At 71.9% G+C, this 26859-nt stretch carries 20 protein-coding genes; 13 read left to right on the top strand and 7 right to left on the bottom strand.

Annotated features, from left to right (window positions below; all coding sequences use genetic code 11):
* Window positions 1–191 precede the first annotated feature (191 nt).
* Window positions 192–1523, top strand: a complete 1332-nt coding sequence (locus ADK67_RS28660; protein ID WP_157620906.1) for a DUF4153 domain-containing protein — start codon at window positions 192–194, stop codon at window positions 1521–1523.
* Here the strand turns inward: ADK67_RS28660 and ADK67_RS28655 are convergent.
* Window positions 1498–2340: an alpha/beta fold hydrolase gene (locus tag ADK67_RS28655; protein ID WP_053719632.1), complete on the bottom strand. Its 843-nt coding sequence runs from the start codon at window positions 2338–2340 to the stop codon at window positions 1498–1500. The genes ADK67_RS28660 and ADK67_RS28655 overlap by 26 nt on opposite strands.
* A gap of 70 nt (window positions 2341–2410) precedes the next feature.
* On the opposite strand from ADK67_RS28655, the gene ADK67_RS28650 reads away from it, so the two are divergent.
* The 4 genes from ADK67_RS28650 to ADK67_RS28635 all read left to right on the top strand — a co-directional run bounded on the left by ADK67_RS28650 (window position 2411) and on the right by ADK67_RS28635 (window position 6328).
* Window positions 2411–3031 (top strand): TetR/AcrR family transcriptional regulator, encoded by a 621-nt coding sequence (locus ADK67_RS28650; protein ID WP_053719631.1) that lies wholly within the window; start codon window positions 2411–2413, stop codon window positions 3029–3031.
* A gap of 211 nt (window positions 3032–3242) precedes the next feature.
* Window positions 3243–4382: a mechanosensitive ion channel family protein gene (locus ADK67_RS28645; protein ID WP_053719630.1), complete on the top strand. Its 1140-nt coding sequence runs from the start codon at window positions 3243–3245 to the stop codon at window positions 4380–4382.
* A 44-nt stretch (window positions 4383–4426) separates the two neighbouring features.
* Complete coding sequence (locus ADK67_RS28640) at window positions 4427–4858, top strand: hypothetical protein (RefSeq protein WP_157620905.1); 432 nt, start codon at window positions 4427–4429, stop codon at window positions 4856–4858.
* Window positions 4859–4957: 99 nt separating this feature from the next.
* Window positions 4958–6328 (top strand): AAA family ATPase, encoded by a 1371-nt coding sequence (locus ADK67_RS28635; RefSeq protein WP_053719628.1) that lies wholly within the window; start codon window positions 4958–4960, stop codon window positions 6326–6328.
* Window positions 6329–6411: 83 nt separating this feature from the next.
* Here the strand turns inward: ADK67_RS28635 and ADK67_RS28630 are convergent, their stop codons facing one another.
* Window positions 6412–9657 (bottom strand): S8 family serine peptidase, encoded by a 3246-nt coding sequence (locus ADK67_RS28630; protein WP_053719627.1) that lies wholly within the window; start codon window positions 9655–9657, stop codon window positions 6412–6414.
* Between the two features lie 256 nt (window positions 9658–9913).
* Here ADK67_RS28630 and ADK67_RS28625 point away from each other — a divergent pair, with 256 nt between their 5' ends.
* Window positions 9914–10744, top strand: coding sequence for a hypothetical protein (locus ADK67_RS28625; RefSeq protein ID WP_053719626.1), 831 nt, complete (start codon window positions 9914–9916; stop codon window positions 10742–10744).
* A 390-nt stretch (window positions 10745–11134) separates the two neighbouring features.
* Here ADK67_RS28625 and ADK67_RS28620 read toward each other — a convergent pair whose 3' ends face one another.
* The gene (locus ADK67_RS28620; RefSeq protein ID WP_082403952.1) at window positions 11135–11608 is read right to left on the bottom strand and encodes a cupin domain-containing protein; all 474 of its coding nucleotides are present in this window, start codon (window positions 11606–11608) and stop codon (window positions 11135–11137) included.
* A 70-nt stretch (window positions 11609–11678) separates the two neighbouring features.
* Here ADK67_RS28620 and ADK67_RS28615 point away from each other — a divergent pair, with 70 nt between their 5' ends.
* Window positions 11679–13334, top strand: coding sequence for an FAD-binding dehydrogenase (locus ADK67_RS28615; RefSeq protein ID WP_053719624.1), 1656 nt, complete (start codon window positions 11679–11681; stop codon window positions 13332–13334).
* 73 nt (window positions 13335–13407) lie between these two features.
* Entirely contained in the window at window positions 13408–13905 is a 498-nt protein-coding gene (locus ADK67_RS28610; RefSeq protein ID WP_053719623.1) for a hypothetical protein, read from the top strand.
* A 187-nt stretch (window positions 13906–14092) separates the two neighbouring features.
* Here the strand turns inward: ADK67_RS28610 and ADK67_RS28605 are convergent, their stop codons facing one another.
* Window positions 14093–16822 carry an AfsR/SARP family transcriptional regulator gene (locus ADK67_RS28605; protein WP_053719622.1) on the bottom strand — a complete coding sequence of 910 codons (2730 nt, stop codon included), beginning with the start codon at window positions 16820–16822 and terminating at the stop codon, window positions 14093–14095.
* 210 nt (window positions 16823–17032) lie between these two features.
* Here ADK67_RS28605 and ADK67_RS28600 point away from each other — a divergent pair, with 210 nt between their 5' ends.
* Genes ADK67_RS28600 through ADK67_RS28590 form a run of 3 tightly spaced genes read left to right on the top strand, consistent with a single transcriptional unit; the run spans window position 17033 to window position 19834 of the window.
* A complete protein-coding gene (locus ADK67_RS28600) occupies window positions 17033–17395 on the top strand; it encodes a hypothetical protein (protein ID WP_231648391.1) in 363 nt (120 codons plus the stop codon).
* 10 nt (window positions 17396–17405) lie between these two features.
* A complete protein-coding gene (locus ADK67_RS28595) occupies window positions 17406–19073 on the top strand; it encodes a PPE domain-containing protein (protein WP_053719620.1) in 1668 nt (555 codons plus the stop codon).
* Window positions 19070–19834 carry an ESX secretion-associated protein EspG gene (locus ADK67_RS28590; RefSeq protein ID WP_053719619.1) on the top strand — a complete coding sequence of 255 codons (765 nt, stop codon included), beginning with the start codon at window positions 19070–19072 and terminating at the stop codon, window positions 19832–19834. Before ADK67_RS28595 ends, ADK67_RS28590 begins: the two co-directional genes overlap by 4 nt.
* A gap of 197 nt (window positions 19835–20031) precedes the next feature.
* Here the strand turns inward: ADK67_RS28590 and ADK67_RS28585 are convergent, their stop codons facing one another.
* Complete coding sequence (locus ADK67_RS28585; RefSeq protein WP_063797748.1) at window positions 20032–20901, bottom strand: NAD(P)-dependent oxidoreductase; 870 nt, start codon at window positions 20899–20901, stop codon at window positions 20032–20034.
* Between the two features lie 205 nt (window positions 20902–21106).
* Between ADK67_RS28585 and ADK67_RS28580 the strand changes: the two genes are divergently transcribed.
* Together ADK67_RS28580 and ADK67_RS28575 are read left to right on the top strand one after the other, a co-directional pair.
* Window positions 21107–23224 (top strand): putative bifunctional diguanylate cyclase/phosphodiesterase, encoded by a 2118-nt coding sequence (locus ADK67_RS28580; RefSeq protein ID WP_053719617.1) that lies wholly within the window; start codon window positions 21107–21109, stop codon window positions 23222–23224.
* Window positions 23225–23269: 45 nt separating this feature from the next.
* Complete coding sequence (locus tag ADK67_RS28575) at window positions 23270–24100, top strand: S1C family serine protease (protein ID WP_053719616.1); 831 nt, start codon at window positions 23270–23272, stop codon at window positions 24098–24100.
* A gap of 56 nt (window positions 24101–24156) precedes the next feature.
* On the opposite strand, the gene ADK67_RS28570 is transcribed toward ADK67_RS28575, so the two are convergent.
* Both ADK67_RS28570 and ADK67_RS28565 read right to left on the bottom strand, forming a co-directional pair.
* Entirely contained in the window at window positions 24157–25392 is a 1236-nt protein-coding gene (locus ADK67_RS28570) for an SAM-dependent methyltransferase (protein WP_053719615.1), read from the bottom strand.
* 14 nt (window positions 25393–25406) lie between these two features.
* The gene (locus ADK67_RS28565) at window positions 25407–26777 is read right to left on the bottom strand and encodes an FAD-binding oxidoreductase (protein WP_053719614.1); all 1371 of its coding nucleotides are present in this window, start codon (window positions 26775–26777) and stop codon (window positions 25407–25409) included.
* Window positions 26778–26859: the final 82 nt, after the last annotated feature.

Raw genomic sequence — 26859 nt, 5'->3', positions numbered from 1 at the left:
GGGAGGTCGGTGGGATGACACGAAACCCGCACCACAACGGCCCCGGCGCTTAACCGCAAACCAGGCGTCATCCTGCTGATCTGCCCGTCCGGCGAGGACTCTTTAATCTTTTAATCTTTTTCTCCACCTCTCAAACCCCACCCCCGCCACCAATCGCGGGCGATGGCGCACGCCCTGGAGGCCAACACCCGATGACACCCAACCGCGTACTCCTCACCGGCTCCGCCGCCGGCCTCGGGGCATCCGTCCTGCTCCCCCTCGGCGAACCCGGCCTCGGCTGGTCCCTCACCGCCGTCATCGTCTTCGCCCTCCTGCGCAAGGTCAGGATCGGCTGGGCCGTCCTCTCCACCGCCCTGTTCGCCGTCGGCGCGTTCACCTCCGCCGGCTGGCTCTTCACGCTCTGCGTCCTCGCCGGCTGCGCCTCCGGCTCCCTCGCGGTCGCCGGAGGCCGAACCGCGCGCGGCCTCGTCGCCGGCGCCTGGGCCGTCCCGGTCGCCGCGATCCGCGCCCTGCCATGGGTCGCCCGAGGCGTCAAAAACGGCGGCACCCCACGCCTGGCCCGCCCCGTCCTGGTGACCGCCGCCCTCCTGGTGGTGTTCGTCCCACTCCTCTCCGGCGCCGACCCCGCGTTCGCCGAACTCCTCGGCTCGATCGCCCCCGACGAGTCGATCGGCCAACCGGTCGTCCTCTTCCTGGCCGTCGGCCTCGGCACGGTCGGCGCGGCCTACCTGCTGGTCTCACCGCGCACACCCGACGAGGCCGGCGACCTGCCCCGAACGGTCGCGCGACGTGACTGGGTGCTGCCCGTGGGCGCGCTCGTGCTGCTGTTCGCCGCATTCGTGGCCGTCCAGATCAAGACCCTCTTCGCGGGCGACGAGCACATCACCGTCACCCCCGACCTCACCTACGCCGACTACGCCCGCAGCGGCTTCTGGCAGCTCCTCGCCGTCACCGTGCTCACCCTCGGCGTGATCGCGGTCGTCGCACGTCTCGCCCAACTCGACTCGCCGGACGACCGCCGCTGGCTGCGCGGCCTGCTGGGCGCGCTCAGCGTCCTCACCCTGGTGATCGTCGCCTCCGCCCTCGCCCGCATGTGGCTCTACCAGCAGGCTTACGGCTTCACCGTGCTCCGCGTCCTCGTCTTCGCCTGCGAGGTGTGGCTCGGCGTCGTCTACCTGCTCGTCCTGGCGGCCGGGGTGAAGCTCGAAGCCGGGTGGCTGGCCCGCGCGGTCGTCGGCACGGGGTTCGCGGCGCTGGTCGGGCTCGCCGCGCTCAACCCGGAGCGGTTCATCGCGGAGCGCAACATCGACCGCTACCACGCCACCCAGAAGATCGACGTCGTATACCTGTCCCGGCTGTCCGACGACGCCGTGCCCGCTCTCGTCACGCTGCCCGACGACCTGCGCGCGTGCGCCCTGCGGTCCCGCCGCGTCGAACCGGACGACTGGCGCTCCTGGAACCTCGCTCGCCAGCAGGCCCGGGACGCGCTCGCCCAGGTCAGGAAGGGAGGCTGTGCGCGGTGACGTGGTCGGTGACCAGGCGCGCCACCGTGTCGGCGTGCGTGATCTGCGCCCAGTGCCCGGCGTCGATCACGCGGCGCCGCACGTCCGACGCCCACCGCTCCACGTCCTCCGTCACGCCGGCGGTGACGTACTTGTCCCGCAACGGTTGCACCACCTGCACCGGCACATCGGTCCGCCGCACGCGGGGCGAGCGCAGCCGCGGGATGAAGTTCGCCCGGTACAGCGCGATGCCCTGCTCGCCGTCGCGCACGATGGTCGGCGACACGTGCGGCGACACGCCCTCCAGCCGTTGCGCGATCTTCTGCCAACGCCGGCCGATCACGTGCCGCCACAACAAGGGCGCCACGAACGGCAGGTGGAACACCGCGATGTACCAGGAGTGCAGCAGTTGGTCGAGGTGCCGGGTGGTCGGGCGACGGCGCATCCAGTGGCCGACGTGGTCGAGGCACGGCCCGGAGATCGAGGTGTACGAGGCGATCGGCGCGTCCGGCGTGGTCACCGCCTCCCACGCCTGGATCGAGCCCCAGTCGTGCGCGACGACGTGCACCGGCGCGTCCGGGCTGACCACCGCGATCACCGCGAACAGGTCCCGGGCCAGCACCGGCAGCCGGTAGGCGGCGAGCCCGCGTGGCGCGGAGGACGCGCCCGCGCCGCGCACGTCGTACGTGACCACGTGGAACTCTTCGGCCAGCAACGGCACGACGTCGTCCCACACCCGGTGCGTGTCCGGGTAGCCGTGCACCAGGACGACGGTCGGCGCGGACCGGTCGCCGTGTTCGAACACGGCGAGCCGCACGCCCTCGGACTCCACGAACACCGTTGCCTCCGAGCGCTTACTACGCCTGCGTAGCTTTGTGAAAGCTACGCCACCGTAGCAATATGGGTCGGTGAGCACAACGCGCCGCAAGTACGCACCGCGCCTGCCGCCGGGACAGCGGCGCGACCAGCTGCTGGACGGCGCGCTCGGCCTGATCGCCGAAGGCGGTTTCGACGCGTTGACCATGGAGGCCGTGGCGCGGCGGTCGGGCGTGACCAAGCCGGTGGTCTACGAGCTGTACGCGAACCGGGCCGAGGTGATCGCCGCGCTGCTGCACCGCGAGGCCGAACGGGCCACCGCGCAGGTGCTCGGCGCGATGCCGACCACGGACTTCGGCGACCGTTCACCGGAGGACGTCTACACCGACACCGTGCGGGCGTTCATCAACGCGGTCGTGGCGTCGCCGGAGCGGTGGCGGCTCGTGCTGCTGCCGCCCGAGGGCACGCCGGTCGAGTTCCGGCAGCAGGTCGCGCTGGTGCGGGCGCGGGTGCTGGCGCACGTCAACTCCCTGGCGGAGCTGGGGCTGAAGGCGTTGGGGAGCACCGGGTTGGACGCCGAGCTGCTCGGCCACACCATGCTCGCGCTGGCCGAGATGGCGGGCCGCCTGGTGATCACCGACCCGGAGCGGTTCACCCCGGACCGGCTGGTCGCGTTCGTCGGCCAGGTCGCCCACCTGCTGCCGACGTCCTGAGCGTTGAACTCACGCGTCCTCAACGTAGGACTCTCGCGTCCTGAACGTAGGACTCTCGCGCTCTGAACGTTCGACACGCCCGACGCGAGCGTTCGACACGCGCGTTCTGAACGTTCGACACGCGCGGGGGGAGGCGTGAAGCGGGGCGTGGATGGGTACGAACCCCAGATCGTCTCCAATCGCGAAGCAAGCAAGTAGGAGGTGCCCGTCCGTGCTCGCCGCCGTCCTCACGTTCGCCGGCTCGCTGCTCGTCGCGCTGCTCGCCGTCACCCTCGTCCACCGCGTGGTCCGCCGCATCGGCCGCCGGTCGGCGCTGTTCGCCGGGCTCGCCCGGCACGCGCACCGGCCCGCGCTGGCGGTGGCGGTCCTGGTCGCGGTGCAGTTCTCCCTCGGCGTGGCGGCGCGCGGCGACTGGCGACCGGTCGCCCTGCACGTGACGGGGATAGCGCTAATCCTCGCCGGCGCGTGGCTGCTCGCCTCGCTGCTCGTGGTGATCGAGGACGCGACGCTGGCGCGCATCCGGGTCGACGTGTCGGACAACCGGCACGCCCGCCGCGTCCACACGCAGATCACGCTGGTCCGCCGGGTCACCGTGGTCATCGTGAGCGTGCTCGCCGCCGCCGCGGTGCTGATGACGTTCCCGGCCGCCCGCGCGGCGGGCACGAGCCTGCTGGCGTCCGCCGGTGTGATCGGCGCCATCGCCGCGCTGGCGGCGCAGTCGTTGCTGGGCAACGTGTTCGCGGGCGTGCAGATCGCGTTCAGCGACGCGTTGCGGCTGGACGACGTGGTCGTCGTCGAGAGCCAGTGGGGCCGCGTCGAGGACATCACCCTCACCTACGTGGTCGTGCACCTGTGGGACGACCGGCGGCTGATCCTGCCCACCGCCTACTTCCTCAAGACACCGTTCGAGAACTGGACGCGGACCCAGTCGGCGCTGCTGGGCACGGTGGAGCTGGACCTCGACTGGACCGTGCCGGTGGAGGAGCTGCGGCAGGAGCTGCGGCACGCGCTGGAGACGAGCGACCTGTGGGACGGCCGGGTGTGCGTGCTCCAGGTGACCGACGCGGTCGGGTCGTTCGTGCGGGTCCGGGCGCTGGTGAGCGCGTCGGACGCCGGGCGGTTGTGGGACCTGCGGTGCGTGGCGCGCGAGCACCTGGTCGGCTGGCTGCGTGCGCGGCACCCCGGCGCGCTGCCGCAGGTCCGGGTGCGCGACCTGCCCCGCGCCACCCCCGCCGAGCCGCTGCCGACGGGGAACGGGTCGTCGGACAACCGGGTGTTCGGCGAGAGCGAGGACGGCGAGGAGCGCGTGCAGGCGTTCAGCGGCCCCGAGCAGCCCGTGCAACCGCGCTGACCTCCAGTTCCGTCCTGGTGGCAGGATCGGCCGCAGGAGGGCTCATGCGAAGACTCGTGGTGACGACCGCGTTGGCGGGACTGGTGCTGGCGGGGCTGGTGCTGACGGGCTGCGCGCAGCGCCCGACGGACTCCGGCGGGTTCGGCACGGAGCCCCCGATCACCGGTCCGGTCAGCGTGTCGTCGCTGCCGCCACCGCCGTCCAAGCTCAGCCCTCACGCCAAGGAAGTGCTGGCGCAGGCCAAGCGCGACGGCGTGCGGACCATCGGGCTGACCGTCTCCACCGAGCCGGGCAAGGTCGACGAGGTGGCCGCCGCGATGGACCGGATCGGCGGGACCGTGGAGGCCACCGACGCCGCCATCGGCTACGTCCGCGTCACCGTCCCGGTGGAGCTGGCCGAGAAGGTCACGTCCGTCGGGGGCATCAGCCGGGTCGACGTCGACGAGCCGCTGTCCAACATCGACCCCACCCCTTAGCACGCAAGGGTTTCGCCGCGCACCCATGTGGGTAAGAGATCCCCAAGCACGGTGCAGGCGCTTCCGCTCCACCGGCGGGTCAGGAGTGGAGGTGCGGCTGTGCACTGGTCTCTTCAGCTCGGAATCTCGATCACCAGCGGTTTGACGGTGGCGCTGGTCTTGGCCGTCGTCCGGGCGTTACGGGCGCGTCGGCGCGTGCCCGAAGCGTCGGCGCAGAAGGTCAACCGCCGGAACTACCTGTCCAGGGTCCTGCGCGCCTCGCGGGACAAGGGTGTGCGGCGGTTGCACGCGGTGGTGCCGAACCTGACCCCCGCGGCGGGCAACGAGCAGCTGGTCCGCATCCAGGAAGCGTGGGAGAAGCTCAACACCCGCGGCGAGGTCCGGGTCGTCACGCGCGAGAGCCACGAGGGCATCGTGGCCGCCGCCGAGCTGGCCGCGCGCGGCATCGAGGTCCGCGTCGACCGCTCCCACAACGCCAACGACCTGTCGTTCCACGTCTTCGGCGGCGAACGGGACAGCGTGGTGATCAACCACCGCGCCCGGCGCGGCGACCGGCCGTTCCTGCTCAACGGCCCCGAACCCGCGCAGGTCTTCCAGAACAGCTTCGACCAGTCGTGGGACGTCGCCGTGCCGCTGGAGTCGGTGCTGGCCGAGGAGGCGCTGCGGCCCGGTGACACCGTGCAGCAGGCGTGCGCCCGTTCCCACGGCGTGCGGGCGAAGTACCAGCTGGACGACACCGTGACCGCGTCGCTGGTGCGGCACGTCGCGTTCCGGCACTCGGCGGCGGTCGTGTTCATCGTCGGGCAGCCCGGCGCCGGCAAGTCGACGGTGCGCCGGCACCTCGCGGCCAAGCTGCGCGCGCTGCGGTTCCAGGTGGTGGAGCTGACCGACTACCCGTTCGCCTTCCACGACCACGTGCACCGCCAGATCGCCCTCGAAGGCGCCCGCGGCGAGGGGTTCACCGCGCACGCGGGCGGCGCGTTCCACGTGCGCGACGAGCGCGACCTGGAGCCGGCGCTGCGGTCGCTGTCCAACAAGGTGTGGGAGAACCGCGGCCACACCCGCATCACGCTGGTCGAGTTCGCCCGGTCCGACCTGGCCGCCGCGTTCCAGGTGTTCGGCGACGAGGTGCTGGCGGCGGCGCAGGTGATCCACGTGACGGCGTCCGCCGAGACCCGCGCGGCCCGCCTGGCACAGCGTGCGCAGCCGCCGAAGCTGGCGATCGTGGGGCACACCATCGTGATCAGCCCGTCCGACGACCACCAGCTGCCGAGCCCGGCCGCGAAGGCGCTGTACGCCTCGGACCACGGCCACCAGCAGCTCGGCCGCATCACGACGTTGAAGGGCCGGGTGCACCGGATCGACAACGACCAGGACGACGTGGAGCTGGACCGCGCCGACGCGGAGCTGGACGCGTTCGTCAACGCCGTCGTGCGGCCCTACAAGGCATCGCGAACCGTCGCGGCGTAAGGACCGCGGTGTGAGGACCGAAAAGGCTCAGGGCCACCCCCGCGTATCGCGGGAATGGCCCTGAGGTCTTTTCGCGGGTGGCGTCAGGCCACGTTCCGCAGGATCACCGCGCCGCGGCCGACGATCGCGCCGTCCGACGTCAGCACGGTCAGCTCACCGCGCAGCACCCGACCGGCACCGGCCTGACCGGCAGCCGTCACCGTGGCGGGCACCGTCCAGGTCTCACCGGCGGTGCGCTCGGAGTCGGTGTCGGTCACCGCGACCGAGCCGAGGCCGGCAGCGGCGAACAGGTCGATGTAGTCGTACTCCGTGGTGCCCGCGGGCACCTCGAAGCCGTCGACCGTGACCCGCCACGCGCCCGCGGCCGGGTTGTTGATCGTCACCGACTCCTCCGAGTCGCCGTCCGCCGCCTGACCGGCCAGCACGCAGGTGCCGGTCGTGCAGTTGTAGACGAACAGGTCGAGGTCGGCCGACACGTCACTCGTCTTGCCGATCGTCGCGCGCAGCTGCGTCGACCCCGGCGCCACGGTCAGGTCGTAGTTCTGGACCGCCGCGTTCGCGATGGTCGGCCGGTCGATCCGGGCGCTGGACAGCGAACCGCCGGCGAGCTTGCCGGTGAACGCGGCCAGCGAGTTGGTCACCGTGTACTCGCGGCTGATCGGCGTGCCGATCGTGGCCGACTCGATGGTGTCCGGGTTCGGGCTGATCGCCGTGCCGAGCACGGACGCCGTCACCGAGTACGGCGCGGCGTCGGCGTCGGACGTGCGCCTGCCCTCGACCACGATCTCCCACACGCCCGGCAGCGGGTTGCTGACCGTGCGGCTGGTCGGCGAGCCACCGGCACAGCCGGCGCCCGCGTCGGGGTTGTAGCAGTTGGTCGACGACGTGGTGTCGAACGGCACGCCGTACGGGTCGTAGCGCAGGAACCGGACCTGGCCCTTGCCCGCCTCGACGCCACCCGCCGCCATGTCGACCTTCAGCGCGCTCGTGCCCGCGGGCACCTTCACGAAGAAGCTCTGCGACTGGTTGCGCGCGATCGTGCCGGTCTTGGTCACCGCGTACTTGCCCGCCGCGGTGAACTCGTCCGCCGCGAACACGGTGTTCAGGGTGAACAGGTCGATGCCGCGGGTGCCCGGGTTGTCCAGCCGCAGCACGGCCGAGTGCGCGCCCGCCTTGGTCGGCTTGACCTTGACGTCGAACTTCACCGGCGTGTTCAGCGGCAGGCTGACCAGGGACTTGGCCGAGAACGTGCCGTCGTTGCCCTGCCAGTTCACGTAGAACTGCTGGTTGCGGTTCGGGCCCGTGGTGCGGGTCAGGGTGTACGTGCGGGTGTACTCCTTGCCCACGACGACGCCCTCGCGGTCGTGGATGCCGACGCCCGTGTTCGGGGTCGCCAGCAGGCCCGACAGCGCGGTGTTCACGGTCACCGACGTGGAGACCGCCTGCGTCTCCGGGTGCGCGTTGAGCTGCGTCCACGCGCGCTTGGTGTCGAAGAGGCCCGCGCCCTGCTCGTACGCCTGGAGGGTGGAGACCCACTTGGCGCCGGACTGGATCGCGTTGCGCAGCGCCGCGACGGGCGGGCGCTCGCCGTTGTGCTCGGCCTTGTACGCGCTGATCAGCAGCGCGGCGGCGCCGGTCGCCTGGGGCGCGGCCATCGACGTGCCGTTGAACATGGCGTAGCCGGCGGGCAGCGCGTAGGTGCCGGCCACCGGGCCGGGCGCCTGCCACTGCGGCGTGGTGGAGATCGCCGAGCCGGGCGCGACGATGTTCGGCTTGAAGCCGCCGTCCTCACGCGGACCGCGCGACGAGAAGCCGTGCAGGCCTTCCTTCTGCGCGGTCTTCGAGCCGTAGTTGGACAGCCAGGTGTCGGCGGTGATGTAGGAGCCGACGCTCATCGCGTCCGTGGACACCGACGGGTCGCCGACGGTGTTCGCGCCCGCGCCGCTGTTGCCCGCGGAGATGAACACCTGCACGTTGTACTCGGCGATGGTGCGGTTGTAGAGCTCCGCACGCGCGTTGTTGCCGTCGTTGAGGGCGGGCAGGCCGCCGATGGAGATGTTGACGACGTCCGCGCCGTTGCGCGCCGCGTACAGCAGGCCGTCGATCAGGCCGCTGTTGGTGCACGACGGGGTGGACAGGCAGACCTTGACGCCCATGAGCTTCGCGCCGGGGGCGGCGCCGGCCATCTTGCCGCCGAACATCTTGTTGGCGGCGGTGATGCCGGCGACGTGCGTGCCGTGGGCCGCGGCGGAGATGCCGAGGTTGACCCACGCCGTGCCGGTCGCGTCGTAGTTCGACTTGTCGGTCTGCACCACGAACGCCACGGTGTCCAGCACCGGCGTGGCCGGGTTGTCCGCGCCGAAGTGGCCGACGTCCTTCTTGTACTTGTAGTCGATCATCGCGGTCTGGTCGGTGAAGTCACCGTCGCCGTCGGTGTCGACCCGGACTTCCTTGGTCGTGATGTCCTGCAGCACGCCGAAGGAGTCCACGCGGTCGCCGTCGCGGTTGATGTCACCGCCGGTCTCGCTGTTGGCCGCGGCCAGGTCGCCCGCGGTCTCGCGGAACAGGCCGAAGCTGAACGGGCCACCGGCCGCGGGCGCCTGGTAGGACGCGCCGCCCCAGGTGAACGCGCCGTTGTAGCGGCCGGAGACCTGGAGCCAGGTGCCGTCGCCGGAGTTGGTGGCGTTGGCGTTGTACCAGTCGACGATCTTGCGCTCACCGGTCGTGGTGGTCGCCAGCGCCGGGTGGTCCAGGTCGATGCCGGAGTCCATGATGGCGATCGTCGTGCCGCGGCCGTCCCACTGGGGGTGCTCGTCGGTGAAGTGCGCCGCCTTGGTGTCCTGCGTCGGCATGTACGGGTTCTTCTTGGGCGTCGACTTGCCCGGCGCCGTCTGCGGCAGCGGGGTCGTCGCGCCCTCGGGGCGCGGGTTGTCCAGGACGACCAGGCCGTCGACGTCCACCGCGTTCACGGACGCGAGCTTGGCGGCCTTCTCGGCGGAGTCGCGCGGCACCGAGACCTTGAGGTAGTCGACGTCACGCTCGGTGGACTCGACCACGCCGCCGAGGGCCTTGAGGTCGTTGGCGGCGGAGTCCAGCTTGCCCTCTTCGGCGGCGACGAGGAGCGTGACGTTCGCCTGGCCGGCCTGCTCGGCCTCGGCGATGCGCTCCCGGTCCTGCTTGTCGAGCTGCTTGTCCGCGGGCGCAGGCGCGGAGGGCGCCTCCTGCGCGACGGCCGACCCGGCGGCGAAGCCGAACCCAGTGGTGCCCAGCACGGCGGCCAGCAAGGCCGCACTGGTGCGGTGTCTCCACCGGCTTCCTGAGTTGATCACGGCGCAAACCCTTCGTGGGGAAAGATTGGCGCAAGCACATCCCCCCGACACCCGGGTAACAATCAGACGAACAGCCTAATAGGAAAGTCCACATTGGACTGAACGGCGTATTGCGCGAACACGCGAGAAGTGCCGCACAACACCGGAACGGGCGCGACCTCTCCAGTCAAGAGCCGACCGGCCGGAATGTCAAACACTGTCAACGGTGAACCATCCGGAAGCGTGGGAAATCCGTAACAAATCGCACATCAACGCGATGGCGAGCACACTGGTCGACATCGTGGACACCGCGCCGATCGACCGGATAGCCGACGAGCTCTACGCCCTGCCGCCGGCGGAGTTCGTCGCGGCCCGGGACGCCCACGCCAAGCGCGCCGCCGACCGCGGCGACAAGGCGTTGGCCAAGCAGGTCTCGGCCCTGCGCAAGCCCACCTCGTCGGCGTGGGCGCTGAACCTCCTGGCCCGCCAGGGCGCGTCCGACCTGGCCGAGGCGCTCGCTCTGGGTGACGAGCTGCGCGCCGCGCAGGAGGAGTTGCGCGGCGGTGCGCTGCGGCAGTTGGGCGCGCGCCGACGGGCCGTGCTGAGCGCGCTCGTGCGGCGGGTGGAGCTGTTCGCGGTCGACGCCGGGCAGCCGCTCGGGCCGGACGCCGTGCAGCAGGTGCGGACGACGTTGACCGCGGCACTGGCCGACGCCGTGCTCGCCGCGCGGATCCGGGCGGGACGCTTGGTCAAGCCGGTCGACCAGTCCGGCTTCGGCCCGTTGAGCGAGACCGCGACCCCGGTGCGCGACGACTTGGCGCCACGCCGTGAGCAACGCCGGGAACGGCAGCTCGAACGGGCGCGTGACGACATCAGCACGGCTCAGGCGGACGTGCGGAAGGCGGACGCGGCCGTCACGGAGGCCGAGCAGACCCTGACCGAGCGCGAGGAGCACACCGCCACGCTGCGCGCCGAACTGCGCCGGGCGCAGCAGGCGGAGCAGGAGGCGTCGACCAGGCTGGCGAAGGCGAAGCGGCGCGCCGAGACCGCGCGGGACAAGCTCGCGGGCGCCGAGGCCCGGATGACGGAACTGCGCGGCGACGCCTGACACCCCGCGCCGCACCCGCCTCAGCGCCACCTTCGCACCGCCTCCGACGGCCTCCGCGCACGTCCCGCACCACGCCGCCGACAGCTTCCGGACAGCCGGCCGACAGCCCTCGCACAGCCCGGCACCCGCCGGCACGGCCGGCCCGACACTCCCCGTGACCCCCGCCACCCCGACGCCATCCGGGGAACACCCGCAGGTCACCGCCCGTTCTACTGCTGGTCGGCACGTGGACGCCGCACCGGACGTCAGGCCCGCGAGGCACCTCCCCCCAGGCCTGCGCGGCACCTCTCCCCGAGACGTTGCAGGTGCGCCCACGCACGCCCGACCGCCGTCGGCCGGACGGTTCCCCCCACCGAACGGCCGGCGGCCTTTACTTCCCGTAGTCGCAGTTCAGACCATGTACTGGTCGTGCCGGGCGTACAGCTCGGTCCACTCGTCCGGGCTCAGCGTCCGGCCCGATTCCGCGATCTCCGCCAGTTCCCGGAAGTACTCCTCGCGCGGCGGCGCGGGCGCGAAAAGGATCAACATGGACGCGGGCTCGTCGGCGTCGTTGCGGAAAGCGTGCACGCCGCCCTCCGGCACGTAGAGGAAATCGCCCGGGGCCGCGTTCACCCACGTCTCGCCGTTGAACAGGCGGACCGTTCCCGAGATGACGTAGAACGACTCCGAGAACGTCTTGTGGAAGTGCGCCGCCGGACCGCCGGCGTGCGGGCGCATCCGCCACTCGAACAATCCGAACTCCCCGCGCGTGACGTCGCCCGTCCCGACCAGCCTGGCCTGGGTCAGCGGCCGGTCGATGGTCGGCACCTCCGCCACCGGCCGCCACACCGCGCTGACCTCGCCGACGTCACCCGTGTACGACACCGTCACCACTCCCTAAAGTGAATGTTATTCAACTCTCGTCCACCGCCGAAGTTCGATCTAGACTCGCCCGATGGCACATGACGCGGATGTCATCGTCGTCGGAGCGGGCCTCGCGGGGCTGGTCGCCACCGCCGAACTGGTCGACGCCGGGCGCAAGGTCATCCTCCTCGACCAGGAGCCGGAGGCCTCGTTCGGAGGTCAGGCGTTCTGGTCGTTCGGCGGGTTGTTCCTGGTGGACAGCCCCGAGCAGCGGCGGTTGAAGGTCAAGGACTCGGCGGAGCTCGCCCTGCAGGACTGGCTCGGCTCGGCCGCGTTCGACCGGGACGCCGACCACTGGCCGCGTCGGTGGGCCGAGGCGTACGTGGACTTCGCGGCCGGCGAGAAGCGGTCGTGGCTGCACGCGATGGGCGTGCGCTGGTTCCCGCTCGTGCAGTGGGCCGAGCGCGGCGGGTACCTGGCCGACGGGCACGGCAACTCCGTGCCGCGCTTCCACGTGACGTGGGGCACCGGTCCGGGCATCGTGGCGCCGTTCGAGCGGCGGGTGCGCGAGGGCGTGGCGCGCGGGCTCGTGCAGCTGAAGTTCCGGCACCGGGTGACCGGGCTGACCACGACCGGCGGCGCGGTGGACGGCGTGCGCGGCGAGGTGCTGGAGGCGAGCACGGCCGGTCGGGGCGAGCCCAGCTCGCGGACCGCGACCGGCGACTTCGACCTGCGCGCGCAGGCCGTGGTGGTGACGTCCGGCGGCATCGGAGCCAACCACGAGATGGTGCGCCGCAACTGGCCTGCCCGGTTGGGGACGCCGCCCGAGCACATGCTGTCGGGCGTGCCGGACCACGTGGACGGCGAGATGCTGCGCGTGGTCGGCGACTCCGGCGGCGAGATCATCAACGAAGACCGGATGTGGCACTACCCCGAGGGCATCGCCAACTACGCGCCGGTGTGGAGCAGGCACGGCATCCGCATCCTGCCCGGACCGTCGTCGCTCTGGCTCGACGCGACCGGCTCGCGGCTGCCGATCCCGCTGTTCCCGGGGTTCGACGCCCTGGGCGCGTTGGAGCACATCGTGAAGACGGGGCACGGCTACTCGTGGTTCGTGCTCAACTCCAAGATCATCGGCAAGGAGTTCGCGCTGTCCGGGTCGGAGCAGAACCCCGACCTGACCGGCAAGGACGTGCGCGCCGTGCTGAAGCGGGCGCTGCCCGGTGCGGTCGCGCCGGTCGAGGAGTTCGCGAAGCGGTCCGAGGAGTTCATCTTCGGCCGCACGCCCGAGGAGCTGGCGGCCGGCATGAACAAGCTGACCGGCACGTCGTTGATCGACGCGGGCGCGTTGCGGCGGACCATCGTGCAGCGCGACCGGCAGGTGATCTCCGGGCTGGGCAAGGACATGCAGATCAACGCCATGCGCGAGGCCCGGAAGTTCATCACGGACAAGCTGATCCGGGTGGTCGAGCCGCACCCGTTGCTGGACCCCAAGGCCGGGCCGCTGATCGCCGTGCGCCTGTCCGTGCTGACGCGCAAGACCCTGGGCGGCCTGCACACCGACCTGTCGGCCAGGGTCCTGAAGGCCGACGGCACCCCTCTCGACGGCGTCTACGCGGCCGGTGAGGCGTCGGGCTTCGGCGGGGGCGGCGTCCACGGCTACCGCGCGTTGGAGGGCACGTTCCTGGGCGGCTGCATCTTCTCCGGCCGGGTGGCTGGGCGTGCGGCGGCCGAGGCGACCGGCTGACGGGCTATAGAAAAGATCACAACACCCACCGGCACAGTCGGACGATCATCCGCCGAGCACGAGGGAAGCACCGATGATCGAACGACTGGCCGGCCCGCGCACGCTGCTCGACGCCGTCCGCACCGGCGCGGTGCTGGTCGCCGCCGTCCTCGCACTCGCCCCGACCACCGCCGCCTCGGCCACCGCCCCGACGGACTCGGCCGCGGACTCGGTGGTGGGCCGGTGGGAGACCACCGTGCGGTCGCCCGGCAAGCCGCCGACCAGGGTGGTGATCGTGTTCCACGCCGATCACCGCGTCGAGCTGACCGGTCAGGTCGGCGCGGGCGGCGAGCCGGTGTGGGTCGGCACGGGCAGCTGGCGCGACACCTCGCCGACCACGTTCGGCTTCGACCTGACCCATCCCATGCCCGCCCCGGACGGCACCCTGCTCGGCACCGTGCGCGGTCACCAGGAGGGCGTGCTCTCGTCCGACGGCTTCCGCACCACGGGCGACGCCTCCCTGGACCAACCGGACGGCTCCACCGCGGGCCCCTACCCGGTCTCGATGACCGGCACCCGAGCCCGCCGCTGACCTGAACGTTGAACTCGCCGTACCTGAACGTAGGACACGCGCGACGCGAACGTAGGACACGCGCAACCTGAACGTAGGACTCTCGCGCGTGTCCTACGTTCAGGACGCGCGTGTCGAACACTCAGGTCGCGAGAGTCCTACGTTCAGGACGCGCGTGTCCTACGTTCAGGTGCGGTGAGTTCAACGGTCAGGCGATGGCCGGCAGGTCCAGTTTGCGGGCCAGGTCGTCGGCGTCGTCCAGGCGCAGGTCGCGGTACAGGTGCAGGGCGGCCAGCCAGTGCGGGCGGGCGGCGGCGTGGCCCTCCGACTGCTCCAGGACGTCCCCGATCGCACGGTGGCACAACGCCTCCTGGTAGCGGTCGCCCAAGCGGGCCGCCAGCGCCAGGCCCGCGCGGTACGACTCCAGCGCCTCGTCGGCACGGCCCAGCTGCTGGGACGCCGTGCCCACGGTGTGCAGGGTCGCCGTGTGCGCCTTGGACGGCGCGGACGGGAAGAGGCCCAGCGCCTCCGTGGCGTGCCGCAACGCCTCCTCCGGCTGGTGCTTGCGCAGCAGCACGTTCGCCAGGTTGTTCTGGATGCTCGCCTGCGACCGGTTGTCACCGACCTCCCGCGCCACCTCCAGCGCCTCCAGGATCGTCTCCTGCGCCCGGTCCAGCTGGTCGTCCGCCATCAGGCAGTACCCGAGGTTCGCCAACGCCGCCAGCTCCAGGTGGCGGTCGCCGTCCGCCAACGCCGCCGCACGCGTGCACGCCTCGATCGCCTCGTCGATCCGGTCCAGGTCGGCCAACGTCGAACCCAACCGCAGCAGGAACGTCGCCTCCGCGTGCCGATCGCCCAACGACCGCGTCGCCGCCAACCCGATCCGGCACAACGCCAACCGGTCCAGCCGGTTGCCGCGCCGGAAGTGGAACGCGTCCAGGCACAGCGCGAGCTGCCACGTCCGCTCCCGCTGCCCGCCGTTCACCGCGATGTCCAGCGCGAGCCCGAGGTTCGCCTCCTCCAGCGTGAACCAGTCCAGCGCCGCCGCGTGCGACGACAGCTCCGGGAACGACGAGGGCCGGTGCTCGGCCGGCCCGAACGGCCGCACGTGGTCGGACAGGTGCGCCCGCGCCCGGTCCGCCACGTGCAGGTAGTAGTCCAGCAGCCGACTGGTCGACACCTGGTTGTCCACTTCGGACTCGGTGGCCGCCAGGTGGTGGGTGAACAGCCGCACCAGGTCGTGCCGCGAGTAGCGGTCGGGCGTCGACTCGTGCAGCAGGTTCGCGTACGCCAGCGTCCGCAGGTGCGTCCGCGCGCTCACCACGTTGATGTCCAGCAACGCCGCCGCCGTGTAGCTGTCCAGGTCCGTCCCGGGGTGCAGGCCGAGCCGCCGGAACAGCCGCGCCGCGCCCTCCGGCAGCTCCCGGTAGCTCACCGCCAGCGCCGCGTGCACACCGCGCCCCGCCTCCGGCAACGACAACGCCGACAGCCGACCCTGCTCGTCGCGCAGCTCGTCCACCAGCGACTGGATCGTCCACCGCGGCCGTGACGCCAGTCGCGCGCCCGCGATCCGCAACGCCAGCGGCAGCCGGTCGCACAGCTCCACCAGCTCCGCCACCGCGTCCGGCTCCTGCTCGATCCGCTGCCGCCCCAGCACCGCGGTCAGCAGGTCCTCGGCGCTCGACTCCGGCAACGTCGGCACGTGCAGCGACGACGCGCCCTCCGTCACCACCAGGTCGTCCAGCCGGTGCCTGCTGGTCACCAGCACGAGGCACCGCGGCGAGCCGGGCAGCAGCGGCCGGACCTGCGCGGCCGACCGGGCGTTGTCCAGGAACACCAGCACGCGCCGCCCGGCCAGCAACGACCGGTACTGCGCGGCCTGGTCCTCCAGGTCCACCGCGATCTGCGAGTCGGTCAGCCCCAACGCCCGCAGGAACCCGACCAGCGCCGTGCGGGGGTCGAGCGGCTCGGTCTCGTCGAACCCGCGCAGGTTCACGAACAGCTGCCCGTCCGGGAAGTCGTCCGCCACGCCGTGCGCCCAGCGCAGCGCCAACGCCGTCTTGCCCACCCCGGCCGGACCCACCAGCAGCCCGATGGCCGAGTCCTGCCCGGTCAGGGTCGCGCCGAGGTCCGACAGCTCCTCCTCGCGCCCGACGAACCCGCGGTGCTCACGCGGCAGCTGGGCGGGCGCGCGGTCCACCGGCGTGGGCGGCGCGGTGTCGCCCGACAGCACGGTCTGGTAGGCCTCGCGCAGCTCCGGCCCGGGGTCGACGCCGAGCTCGTCGGCCAGCCGCTCCCGCGTCCGGTGGAACAACGCCAGCGCCTCGGCCTGCCGCCCCGTCCAGTGCAGCGCCAGCACCAGCCGGGACACCAACGCCTCGCGCAGTGGGTTCGCGTCCACCGCGTCACGCAGCCCGGACACCGCCTCCGCCGCCCGGTCCAGCCGCGCCAGCCGGGTCGCCAGCTCCTGCACGGCCACCAGCCGCAGCTCCTCCAGCCGCGCCGACACCGCCTCCCGCAACTGGTCGCCCGGCACGTCGGCCAGCACCGGCCCGCGCCACAGCGCCAACGCGTCCCGCAGCAGCCGCACCGCGTCCTCGTCGGTCGCCTCGCGCGCGCTCACCAGCAGGTCCTCGAACCGGAACACGTCGACGGCGGCGCGTTCGCCGGTCAGGACGTAACCGGGCGCGCGCGTGACGAGTGCGACACCCCCGGCGAGGACCTTGCGGAGTTGGGCGATGTGCCCTTGGAGGGCGGCTTTCGCCTGCGGCGGGGGTGAGCCGTCCCACACCAGCTCCAGCAGCCGGTCGCCGGACACCACGCGGTTCAGTTCGAGCGCGAGTGCCGCCAGCACCGTCCGCCGCTTGGCCGCGCCCAACCGAACGGCTTCCCCACCTGCGGAAACCAGCTCAACGGGGCCAAGCAGGTTCACCCGCATCCGCAAGCCCTTTCGGCGTTGTCACCGTGTAGTCGAAGAGTTTCCCACAGTCGTCACCGCAGTCCGGCGGGCCGCGTTGGGCGCGCGTTGGCCGGGCGTTGGAGGACAGGTGAATGGTCGGTTTCGTCCAGCAGGCTGCCTTCGCGAGGGATACCGATGTACATCGCCGAAAACGGGGATGAAGTGGCCCCGCCCCAGGAGGTCCCGACCGTGAACGGTCAGGTCGTGGCCCTCCAGGAGACCGTGAACTCCGGCCGGGTGTCACTCGATCCCGCCACCGGCGAGGAACTGCGCAAGATGCTCCTGGAGCAGATGGACCAGGTCGACTCGTGGCTGGAGCGCGCCGGCCGGCTGGCCCGTCCCGCGCCGATCGGCCGCAACCCCGTCGGCGACCGGCTGGCGCAGAAGTTCGAGACGCGCGCCGACGGCGACCCGCGGTCGTTCGTGGCCGTGATGACGGCCTACCGCGAGGTGCTCCAGCAGACGCACGACTCGGTGCAGAACGCGATCCGCAACTTCACCGAGGTCGACGACGAGAGCAGCGTCGAGCTGCGCAGGCTGAGCGGGAACTAGGGGGCTGGCGATGGCGACGGAGCGCGTGGAAGTGCAGGCCGACCAGGTGCAGCGACTGGCCCGGGAAGACCGCGAGCTGGACCTGGTCCTGACCGACACCCAGAACTGGGCGTCCCGGTCGCACCGCGAGCTTTACGAGGCGGTGCACAACAACAACGACCCCGGTCAGACGGGTGAGATCGGCGCGGAGTGGGGCCAGTTCGGCACCGAGCTGACCGAGGCCGCGCGGCTGATCAACGAGCGGGTCGCGGTCAGCGAGTCCGGCTGGACGGGCGACGCGGCGGACGCGGCGCGGCTCGCGATCAAGGGCCTGGCCGAGTGGGTCACGCACACCGCCGAAACCGCGGTCGAGGTCGGCAAGCGGGTGCAGGACGAGAGCCAGATCATGGAGAACGCGCGCGCCTCCATGCCCGAGCCGGTCGAGTTCAACTGGGACCAGGCCACCGGCGTGTTCACCGCGGGCGGCATCCAGGGCCTGGCCAGTTCCGCCGCGGACGTGCAGGCGGCCAACGACCACGCGCGGGCGCTGCACGAGCACGCCGTGACGGTCATGAGCACGATGGAGCGCGAGTCGCAGGCGGTCGACCAGACCACGCCGCAGTTCAGCGCGCCGTTCAACCCGGTCACCGGCCGCGTCGAGGAGCCGCAGGTCGCGCTGATGCGCACCATGTCGACCGCCACGTTGGCGGGCGCGGCCGTGGACGGCGCCGGTGGTGCGGGCGGCGGCACGGCGACGTCGGGCTACACGGCGACGCAGCCGGCGCAGCAGATGCAGGCGTTGCGGCCGATGGAGCCCGCGCAGGCGTACCAGCCGACGCAGTCGACGCCCGCCACGCAGCCGGGCGGATACTCGCCCGCCGCGGCGTCGTACCAGCCGGCTCCCGGGTCGTACGGCAGCGGCACGTACGCGAGCGGCGCGCCCGCGGGCACGGCGCCGTCGATCCCGTCGACCCCGCAGCAGCCGATGTACCGGCCCGAGGGCACCACGGCCGCCGCCGCGGCGGCCCAGGTGCCGGTGGCGAACCCGTACACGCCGCCGGCCGGTGGTGGCGGCTACAACTACACGCCGCCGTCCGGCAGCGGCTACACCCCGCCCGGCAGCGGCTACGTGCCGCCGTACCAGCCCGCCAACCCGAACACGGCGCCCCGCCAGGGCGGCGGCACCCTGCCGCCCGGCGTGAAGCCGCCGAACTACGTCCCGGCCGGCAGCCCCGGCACTCCTCCGGTGCAGGGCACGCCCGGCGGCGGCGGTGGCATGCCGCCCGGCGCACGGGTGCCCGGCGGCGGCATGCCCCCCGGCGGCTTCGGCGGCGGCGGCGGTGGCTTCGGCGGTGGCGGCGCCGGCGGCTTCGGCCCGACCGGTTCCGGTGGCGCCGGTGGTGGCGGCGCCGGCTCGCTCGCCGCGGGTGGTTCGACCGGCGCGGTCGGCAACCCGGGCGCGCGCGGCCCGATGCCCGTCGGCGGCTTCGGTCCCGGCGGCGGCGCGGCGGCGGGCACCCCGATGGCGGGTGGCGCGCCGATGGGCGGCGCCGGCGCGGGTGGTCAGCAGGGCGAGGACAAGGAGCACCGGGCGGCGGCGTACATCCGCGGCGAGGACATCTTCGAGGTGCCCGGCGAGAACCTGCCCCCGTCGGTGATCGGTGGCTCGAAGCCGAAGAAGAAGGGCGACCAGTCGTGATCGAGCCCGAGTTCGTGCTCACGCCACGCGAGCTGGACGTGCTCTGGGACCACCTCGACCTCGGCCGGCTGCCCTACCCGCTCGACGTGCCGAGCCTCGGCGACTCCGAGGAGGAGCGCAAGCGGTTGCGGGAGGAGGTGCTCGCCGCGTACGGCGAGCCCGACCCCCGGTTGGTGACGCTGCTCCGGCTGCTCGGCCACCACGAGGTGGCCGTGGACGCGGTCGCCCACGTGGACCGGTCGGTGCGCGCGGTGGCCGTGTCCGACGGCGACCGGGCGGCGCTGGCGGTGATCGACAGCGGCTCGATCGGGGTGCTGGAGATCCGGCCGACGGCGTTGGCCAGGTCGATCGTCGAGGTGCTGCCGGACGGGTCCGCGGGGCCGGGCAGCGCGTTGTCGCTGCGGCTGGAGACGTTGAACGCGGCCGTGGCGCTGCAGAACGAGCAGTCGGACGACGAGGACGATGACCCGTGGGGCAGCGGCGAGCTGGACGAGCGGGAGGCGTTGCAGAAGGCCGGGTTGTCGCGCGAGGACGCGACCGTGGTCAGCGAGCTGGCCACGAGCCGGGTCGCGGGCGGCCAGTTCGGGGTCACCGTGGGCGGCGGCTACCGCCGTGAACGGGCCGGCGCCCTGATCACGTGGTTCGACACGCACCAGGGTCGCTACCTGATGGTCCACGAGGACGGCTGGCTGAGCCTCGCCCCGACCGACAACGACCGCATCGCGACCCGGATCGCCTCCGTCCTCTCCACCGTCTCCTGACCTCCACGCGCCTCAACCTCCACGCGCCTCAACCGCGCTCGCGCGGGGTGAACCGAGCCCTCCGTTCACCCCGCGCGTGTCGAACCTCCAGGTACCGCGTGTCGAACACTCAGGTCGCGAGAGTCCTACGTTCAGAACGCGCGTGTCCTACGTTCAGAACGCGCGTGTCCTACGTTCAGAACACGTGAGTTCAACGCTCAGGACGCCGCCGGCCCGGACCGGAACCGCTCCACCACCCGCGAGTAGCTGTCGTCGCCGTGCCCGGCCTCGACCACGGCACGCAGCATCTCCAAGGTGTACGACGGGAACTCGACGTCGATCCCCCGCTCCCGGCTCTCCCGCACCAGGTCCTCCGCGGCGGGCAGGTGGTGCTTCAAAGCGCCGAACGGCACCGCGTACTCGCCCCGGTCCACCTCCTCCGCCAACGACGGCAGGTAGCCGAGCAGCCCGGTCAACGACGCCGACGCCTCCTCCACGAACCGCTTCACCTCCACGCCCTGGCTCGACAACAACGCCGCCGCGTGCAGGAACCCGTTGAGCGTGCCCCACATCGTGCCGTTCATCGCCATCCCGAACAGCGCCGGCGCGCCCGCGTCATCCCCCAGGAACGATCCGCGCCCCGCCAACAACGACAACACCTCGTCGTGGTGCCGATAAGCAGCCTCATCACCCCCGTAGAACACCACCGAATCCGGGTGCCCGATCGCCGGCGCGATGGTCATGATCTGCCCGTGGACGTACGCCGCACCGCGTTCCGCGACCCAGGAGGCCAGCTCACGCGCCTCGCTCGACGTCCCGTCGGTCAGGTTCACCACCACGCGACCCGCCAACGACCCGGCCGACGCCAGGATCGAACGCGCCGCGTCGTTCCCCTTCACGTTCACCACGACGAGCTCACTGCCTGCCACGGCCTCCTCCGCCGACGCCGCGCCCACCGCACCCTTGGCGACGAGCGCGTCCGCCTTGCCCGGAGAGCGGTTCCACACCGTGGTCCGCTGCCCGCCGTCGAGGAACGCCCCAGCGAGCGCGCTCCCCATTTCCCCCAGTCCCAGCACAGTCACAGCCATGGCGACGACGTTAAAACCTCGCGTTAACTGGAGGTCAAACCGCGAAGCCAAGATCACGGCGCGCTGAAGACAAGCGCTGATCGTCTTGCCGAACGTCGACCGGCGACAAGTAAGCTGACCGGGACCCATGGTCCCCATTACCCCATTCGAGTGACAATAGTCAAGAAATGCGCAGGTCGGAGCGACGAATGGCACACAGAGCCACATGACGATGGCAGACGCGGCGAGACTCGGTGACGAGCCCGGACCATCCCGGGTCGCGTTCGCACGCGACTGGGCCGCCACCATCGCACCGACCGCCGCCCTCTCGACCGCGCCGCCCTCCACCGCGCCCGACGACCGGCTGGCGGACCTGCTCACCGGGCTCACCGCCACCCTCCACGCCGCCGTCCACGACGACGGGTCCCCGGCAGCGGCACGCGAAGTCGGCCGCGGCCTGGTCGAGCACGGCCTGGTGGCCGCCGAGACGCTGGAGCGCACGCTCGCGTTCGTCGGCGAGCACCTGGCCGCCCACGTCGAGACCCGTCGCCTGATGGCCGCGCTGGGCGCGCTCGCCGCCGGGTTCACCGACGCGCTGTGCCAGCGCTCGCTGGACGAGCAGGAGCAGAACCACGAGCTGAGATCCACTCGATCGGCCGAATCCGCGGCACGGACCGGTGAAGCGAAGTTCCGCGCCGTGTTCCAGACCTCGGCGTTGGCCATCACGGTCTCCGACGCCGACGGCGTGATCCTCGACTGCAACGACGCCATGCTCGCCATGCTGGACCGCACCTCCGAGGAACTGATCGGCTCACTCGGCCGCGACCTGGTTCACCCGGACGAGCGCCACGTGATCTCGCGGATCGCCCAGCTCTTACACGCCGGCCAGGAGCACGTGCGCATCGAGACCCGGCTGGTCCGCGCCGACGGCGAACTCGTCAACGTGCTCATCGCCCTCGCCCTGCTGCGTGACGACGACGGCGCGCCCGCGTACTACGTCACCATGATCGAGAGCGTGGACGAGATCCGCGCGCTGCAGAAGCAGCTGGTGCGGCAGAGCCTGCACGACATGCAGACCGGCCTGGCGAACCGGTCGCAGTTCGTCGGCTGGCTGGAGGGCGCGGTCGGCTCCCGCGGACCCACGACGCTCGCCCTCGTCGTGTTCGACCTCGACGGGTTCCGCGTGGTCAACGACGCGTACGGGCACGAGGTCGGCAACCGGATCCTCACCGCGGTCGCCGGGCACCTGCGGTCGGTGTTCGACGGGATCGGGCAGCTCGCGCGGATCGGACCGGACGAGTTCGCCGTGCTGATCCCCGACCCGATGGACGCGGCGACGGTGGTGGCGCTCGCCGAGTCCGCCGTCGAGCTGTTCGCCGAACCCGTGTGGGTGGACGACGACGGTATCGGCGTGACCGCCAGCGTCGGCATCGTGGTGCGGCCCGCGCGCGGCGCCGACGCGGCCGAGCTGCTGCGGTGCGTCGACCTGACCGTGCGGTGGGCCAAGGACGACGGCAAGGCGCAGTGGGCGCTCTACGACAAGGAGCGCGACCAGCGGGAACGGGCCCGGATGCGGTTGGCGGCGTCGATCGCGGGCGGGCTGGAGCAGGGCGAGTTCCGGGTCGACTACGAGCCGGTGCACTCGCTGGCCGACGGCGCGCTGCTGGCCGTCGAGGCGCGGTTGCGGTGGGACCACCCGACGGAGGGCGTGCTCGACCCGCAGGAGCTGGTGTCGCTGTCGACGTGCACCGGGATGGCGGCCCGGCTCGGCAAGTGGGCCATCGCGCAGGCGTGCGCCGACGCGGGCCGGTGGCACGCCGAGTTCGGCGACGCCGCGCCCGTGCTGAGCATGGACCTGACCGCCCGGGAGTGCCAGGAGCCGGAGCTGGTGGCGACCGTGCGGCGGGCGTTGCGGGAGAGCGGGCTGCCGGCGCGGCTGCTGCAGTTCGAGCTGAGCGAGCAGCTGCCCGCGTTGATCAACGAGGACCAGGTCGACGAGCTGACGTACCTGGCGGAGCACGGCGTGCGGCTGGTGCTCGACCAGGTCGGCGGCGGCAACGTGCCGATCGACCGGTTGCGGCGGATCCCGCTGACCGCGGTGAAGTTCCAGGGCTCGCCGGTGTACGGGCTGGCGGAGGGCGCGGGCCGGCTCGAGGAGAGCGCGGCCGTGGCGCTGCTCACGTGGTCGCGGACGTTGGGGCTGCCGCTGTTCGCGGCGGGCGTGCGCACGGAGTTCGAGGCGCGGCGGCTGGTGGAGCTGGGCGTGACGGGCGCGCAGGGGCCGTTGTTCGGCTCGGCGCTGCTGACGTCCGACGAGGTCCGCGGGATTCTTGGCAAGTCCTGACCTCACGCTCAGGCTGCGCATAGGGTCCGGGTCGACGCTGGGGTCATGACGACAGAGGACTTCCCCGCGGTGAGCGGGTCGATCGAGGAGCGGCCGCCGTTGTGGCGGCGGACCGGTGTGATCGCGACCTCGGCGGCGCTGGTCGCCGCGGTGGTCGGCGGCGTCACCGGCGGGGTGGTCGGCGCGATGAACGCCTCACCCGCCGCAGTGGCGCCGGTGAGCGGCCAGGTCGCGTCGAACGCGTCGTCCACTGTGGACGTTTCGGGCGTCGCGGCGCGGGTGCTGCCGAGCGTGGTGCAGGTGAACGTGGCGTCGGGGCAGGGGCAGGGCCTCGGTTCCGGGGTCGTGCTGACCTCGGACGGGCGCATCCTGACCAACAACCACGTGGTGGCGGGCGCGCAACGGGTCACGGTGACGTTGAGCGACGGGCGGACCGTGGACGCCACCGTGGTGGGTGCGGATGCGTCGAGCGACCTGGCGGTCGTGCAGGCGGAGGGGGTGACCGGGCTGACGCCGGCGACGTTCGGCGACTCCGACCGGGTGAAGATCGGTGACGAGGTCGTGGCGATCGGGTCGCCCGAGGGCCTGCAGGGCACCGTGACGTCGGGGATCGTCAGCGCGCTCGACCGCACGGTGACCGTGCCGGGCACGTCGACCGGCCGCCGCGCGTCGTCGGTCAGCTACCAGGCGATCCAGACCGACGCGTCGATCAACCCGGGCAACTCGGGCGGTCCGCTGGTCGACGCGGCCGGCGAGGTGGTCGGCATCAACTCGGCCATCTACTCGCCCGCGTCCGACAGCGGCCAGGCGGGCAGCGTGGGCATCGGGTTCGCGATCCCGTCGAACCAGGTTCGGCAGCTCATCGACCAGCTGTGACCAGGGGGAGGGCGTTCGGCGGCGTGCGGGTCGGGGACCGCACGCCGCCGGACGCGTCAGCCGAGCCACTCCGGGCGCAACGGCATGTGCGACGTCGTGCCGTCCAGCTTCACGCCCAGCACCTGGTGCAGCTGGATGTTGTTGCGCTCGAAGCCCAACCGGGACGCGGCCAGGTACAGCCGCCACACCCGCGCCCGCCCGAGCCCCACCTCGGTCACCGCGTCGTCCCAGTGCTTGTCGAGGTTCTCGGACCACGCCGCCAACGTCATGGCGTAGTGCTCGCGCAGGTTCTCCTCGTGCCGCACCTCGAACCCGGTGTCGTGCATCAACGACACGAGGTGCCCGGGCCCGACCAGCTCGCCGTCCGGGAACACGTACCGGTTGATGAACCCGCCGGTCCGCGCCGGCTGCTTGTTGTCCGGCCGGGTGATGCAGTGGTTGAGCATCCGCCCGCCCGGCTTCAACTTGTCGTGCAGCGACCGGAAGTACGCGGGCAGCTTCGCCTTGCCGATGTGCTCGGTCAGGCCGATCGAGCTGACCGCGTCGAACCCGGTCTCCCGCACGTCCCGGTAGTCGAGGTAGCGCACCTCGGCCAGGTCGGACAGCCCGGCCTCCACGATGGCCTTCTGCGCCCACTCCGCCTGGTTGCGCGACAACGTCACGCCGAGCGCCCGCACGCCGTACTCGCGCGCGGCGTGCATGACCATCCCGCCCCAGCCGCAGCCGACGTCCAGCAGCCGCATCCCCGGTTTCAGCCCGAGCTTGCGCGCCACCAGGTCGTGCTTGGCGAACTGCGCTTCCTCCAGAGTGGACTCCGCGGTCGGGTACACGGCGCACGTGTACGCCATGGACGGCCCGAGAACCCACTCGTAGAACGTGTTCGACACGTCGTAGTGGTGCGCGATCGCCTCGCGGTCGCGCGCCTTGGAGTGCCGCAGGCCCCGCAACCGGCGCTCCTGCGGCGGCACCTCGATCTTCGTGCCCAGCCTGGTGCGCCCGAGCGTCGCCAGCAGCTCGATCCGCTCGCCCCAGGGCACCTCCCGCAGCGAGATCTCCGACAGCTGCTTCAACGCCCCGTACACGTCACCGATGATCTCCAGGTGCCCGGTCACGTACGCGCGCGCCAAGCCCAGCTCACCCGGCGCCGATGCCAGGTACGACAACGCCTCCGGTGTGCGCACCTCGATGCTCACACCCGCGTCGGCCGGCCCCGCCTTGCTGCCGTCGTACGCGCTGAACCGCACGGACGCGCCGCCTCCGACCGCCCGCTGGAACACCTCCGCCAACCGCATGGCCCCGGCTCCCTTCACCTACGGAGAACACACTTGGCGTACAAATCGGGCAGCCTGCCCGCCGGGTCGTACCGCTTCTTCAGGTCCTGGTACGTCGGGCCGTTGTAGTTGTCCCAGAACTCCTCCTCGCCGTAGTAGGAGTCGGAGTAGAGGGACTTGTGCCCGCCCAGCTCGGTGACCTTCTCCTCGATCAGCCGGTTCCGGCTGCCCAGCTCCTCGTCGGGCCGCAACGACACCGTCGACCAGAAGCCGACGTTGACGTACAGCACGTGGGGGTCCATCGGGTAGAGCGGCCAGACCGCACGGCTGCCGTCCGCCCGGCGGCGCAGCCGGACCGGGCACAGCCACACCGGGCTGATGCCGATCTCCCGGTGGAAGAAGTCGAGGAACTCGGCGAGCCGGTCGACCGGGATCTCCACGTCCTGGATCACCGGCTCCTGCACCGCCTTGCTCAACCGGTCGGACAGCTTGTGCCGCCGGTCCCACGCCACCACCTTGCGGTACACGTCCGACCGCAGGTACCGCTTGGGCACGAGCCGCCGCACGACCGGGTGCTGCACGCCGAACGCGCGCGAGCACCAGAACCAGTCGGTGTCCCACCGCCACAGGTAGTCGCGCACGGTCAGGTAGTCGACGCTGCGCCGCTGGATGGACCGGTAGTAGATCTGGTTGCCGGTGTAGTCCGAGGTGAACGGCGCGTGGTCGGACCAGTTGGCCAGCGTCACGTACTGCTCGCCGCCGGAGAACACCGTCCCGTCGACGAAGTCCACCGGTTCGCCCTGGTAGGAGCCCTCCGCGCAGACCTCGGCGATCATCCGGGCGCACTCGGCCGCGTCCGCGAACGGCACGTGCCGCAGCCGCACGTACGGCTGCACGGGTTCCAGCTCGATCTCCAGCCGCAGCGTGTAGCCGAGCGTGCCGTAGGAGTTCGGGAACCCCCGGAAGAGATCGTCCTCCGGGCCGACGACCACGACCTCGCCGTCGCCGGTCATGATCTCCAGCTCGCGCACGGACTCGTGCGGCAGGCCGTTGCGGAACGAGCTGGACTCGATGCCCAGGCCCGCCACGACGCCGCCGAGGGTGATCGTCTTGAGCTGCGGCACGACCAGCGGCATGAGGCCGTGCGGCAGGGTGGCGTCGACCAGGTGCTCGTAGGTCGTCATGCCCTGGACCTGCGCGGTCCGCGCGTCGGCGTCCACCGACAGGACCTGGTCGAACCGGGCGACGTCGAGGCCGCCGGACTGGTCGGCGCGGAACCGGAAGAGGTTCGACGTCGCCTTGGCCAGGCGCACCGGCGCGCCCTCCGGGATCGCCGCGTACTGGCCGCGCAACGCGGCCACCGCCCGCTCGTGGTCGGACTCCTGGCCCTGCCGGTGATCCCTCACGGCAACGACGTTAGGCCGCCGGAGCTTGATCAGCACCCCCAAATTTCTGCCCTCTACAAGTTACCGGCGAGTAGTACGCTAG

This window comes from Saccharothrix sp. NRRL B-16348, assembly GCF_001280085.1.
Taxonomy (GTDB): Bacteria; Actinomycetota; Actinomycetes; order Mycobacteriales; family Pseudonocardiaceae; genus Actinosynnema.
The sequence above is the reverse complement of the archived record's forward strand: the minus strand, read 5'-3'. Positions and strand labels throughout refer to the sequence as shown.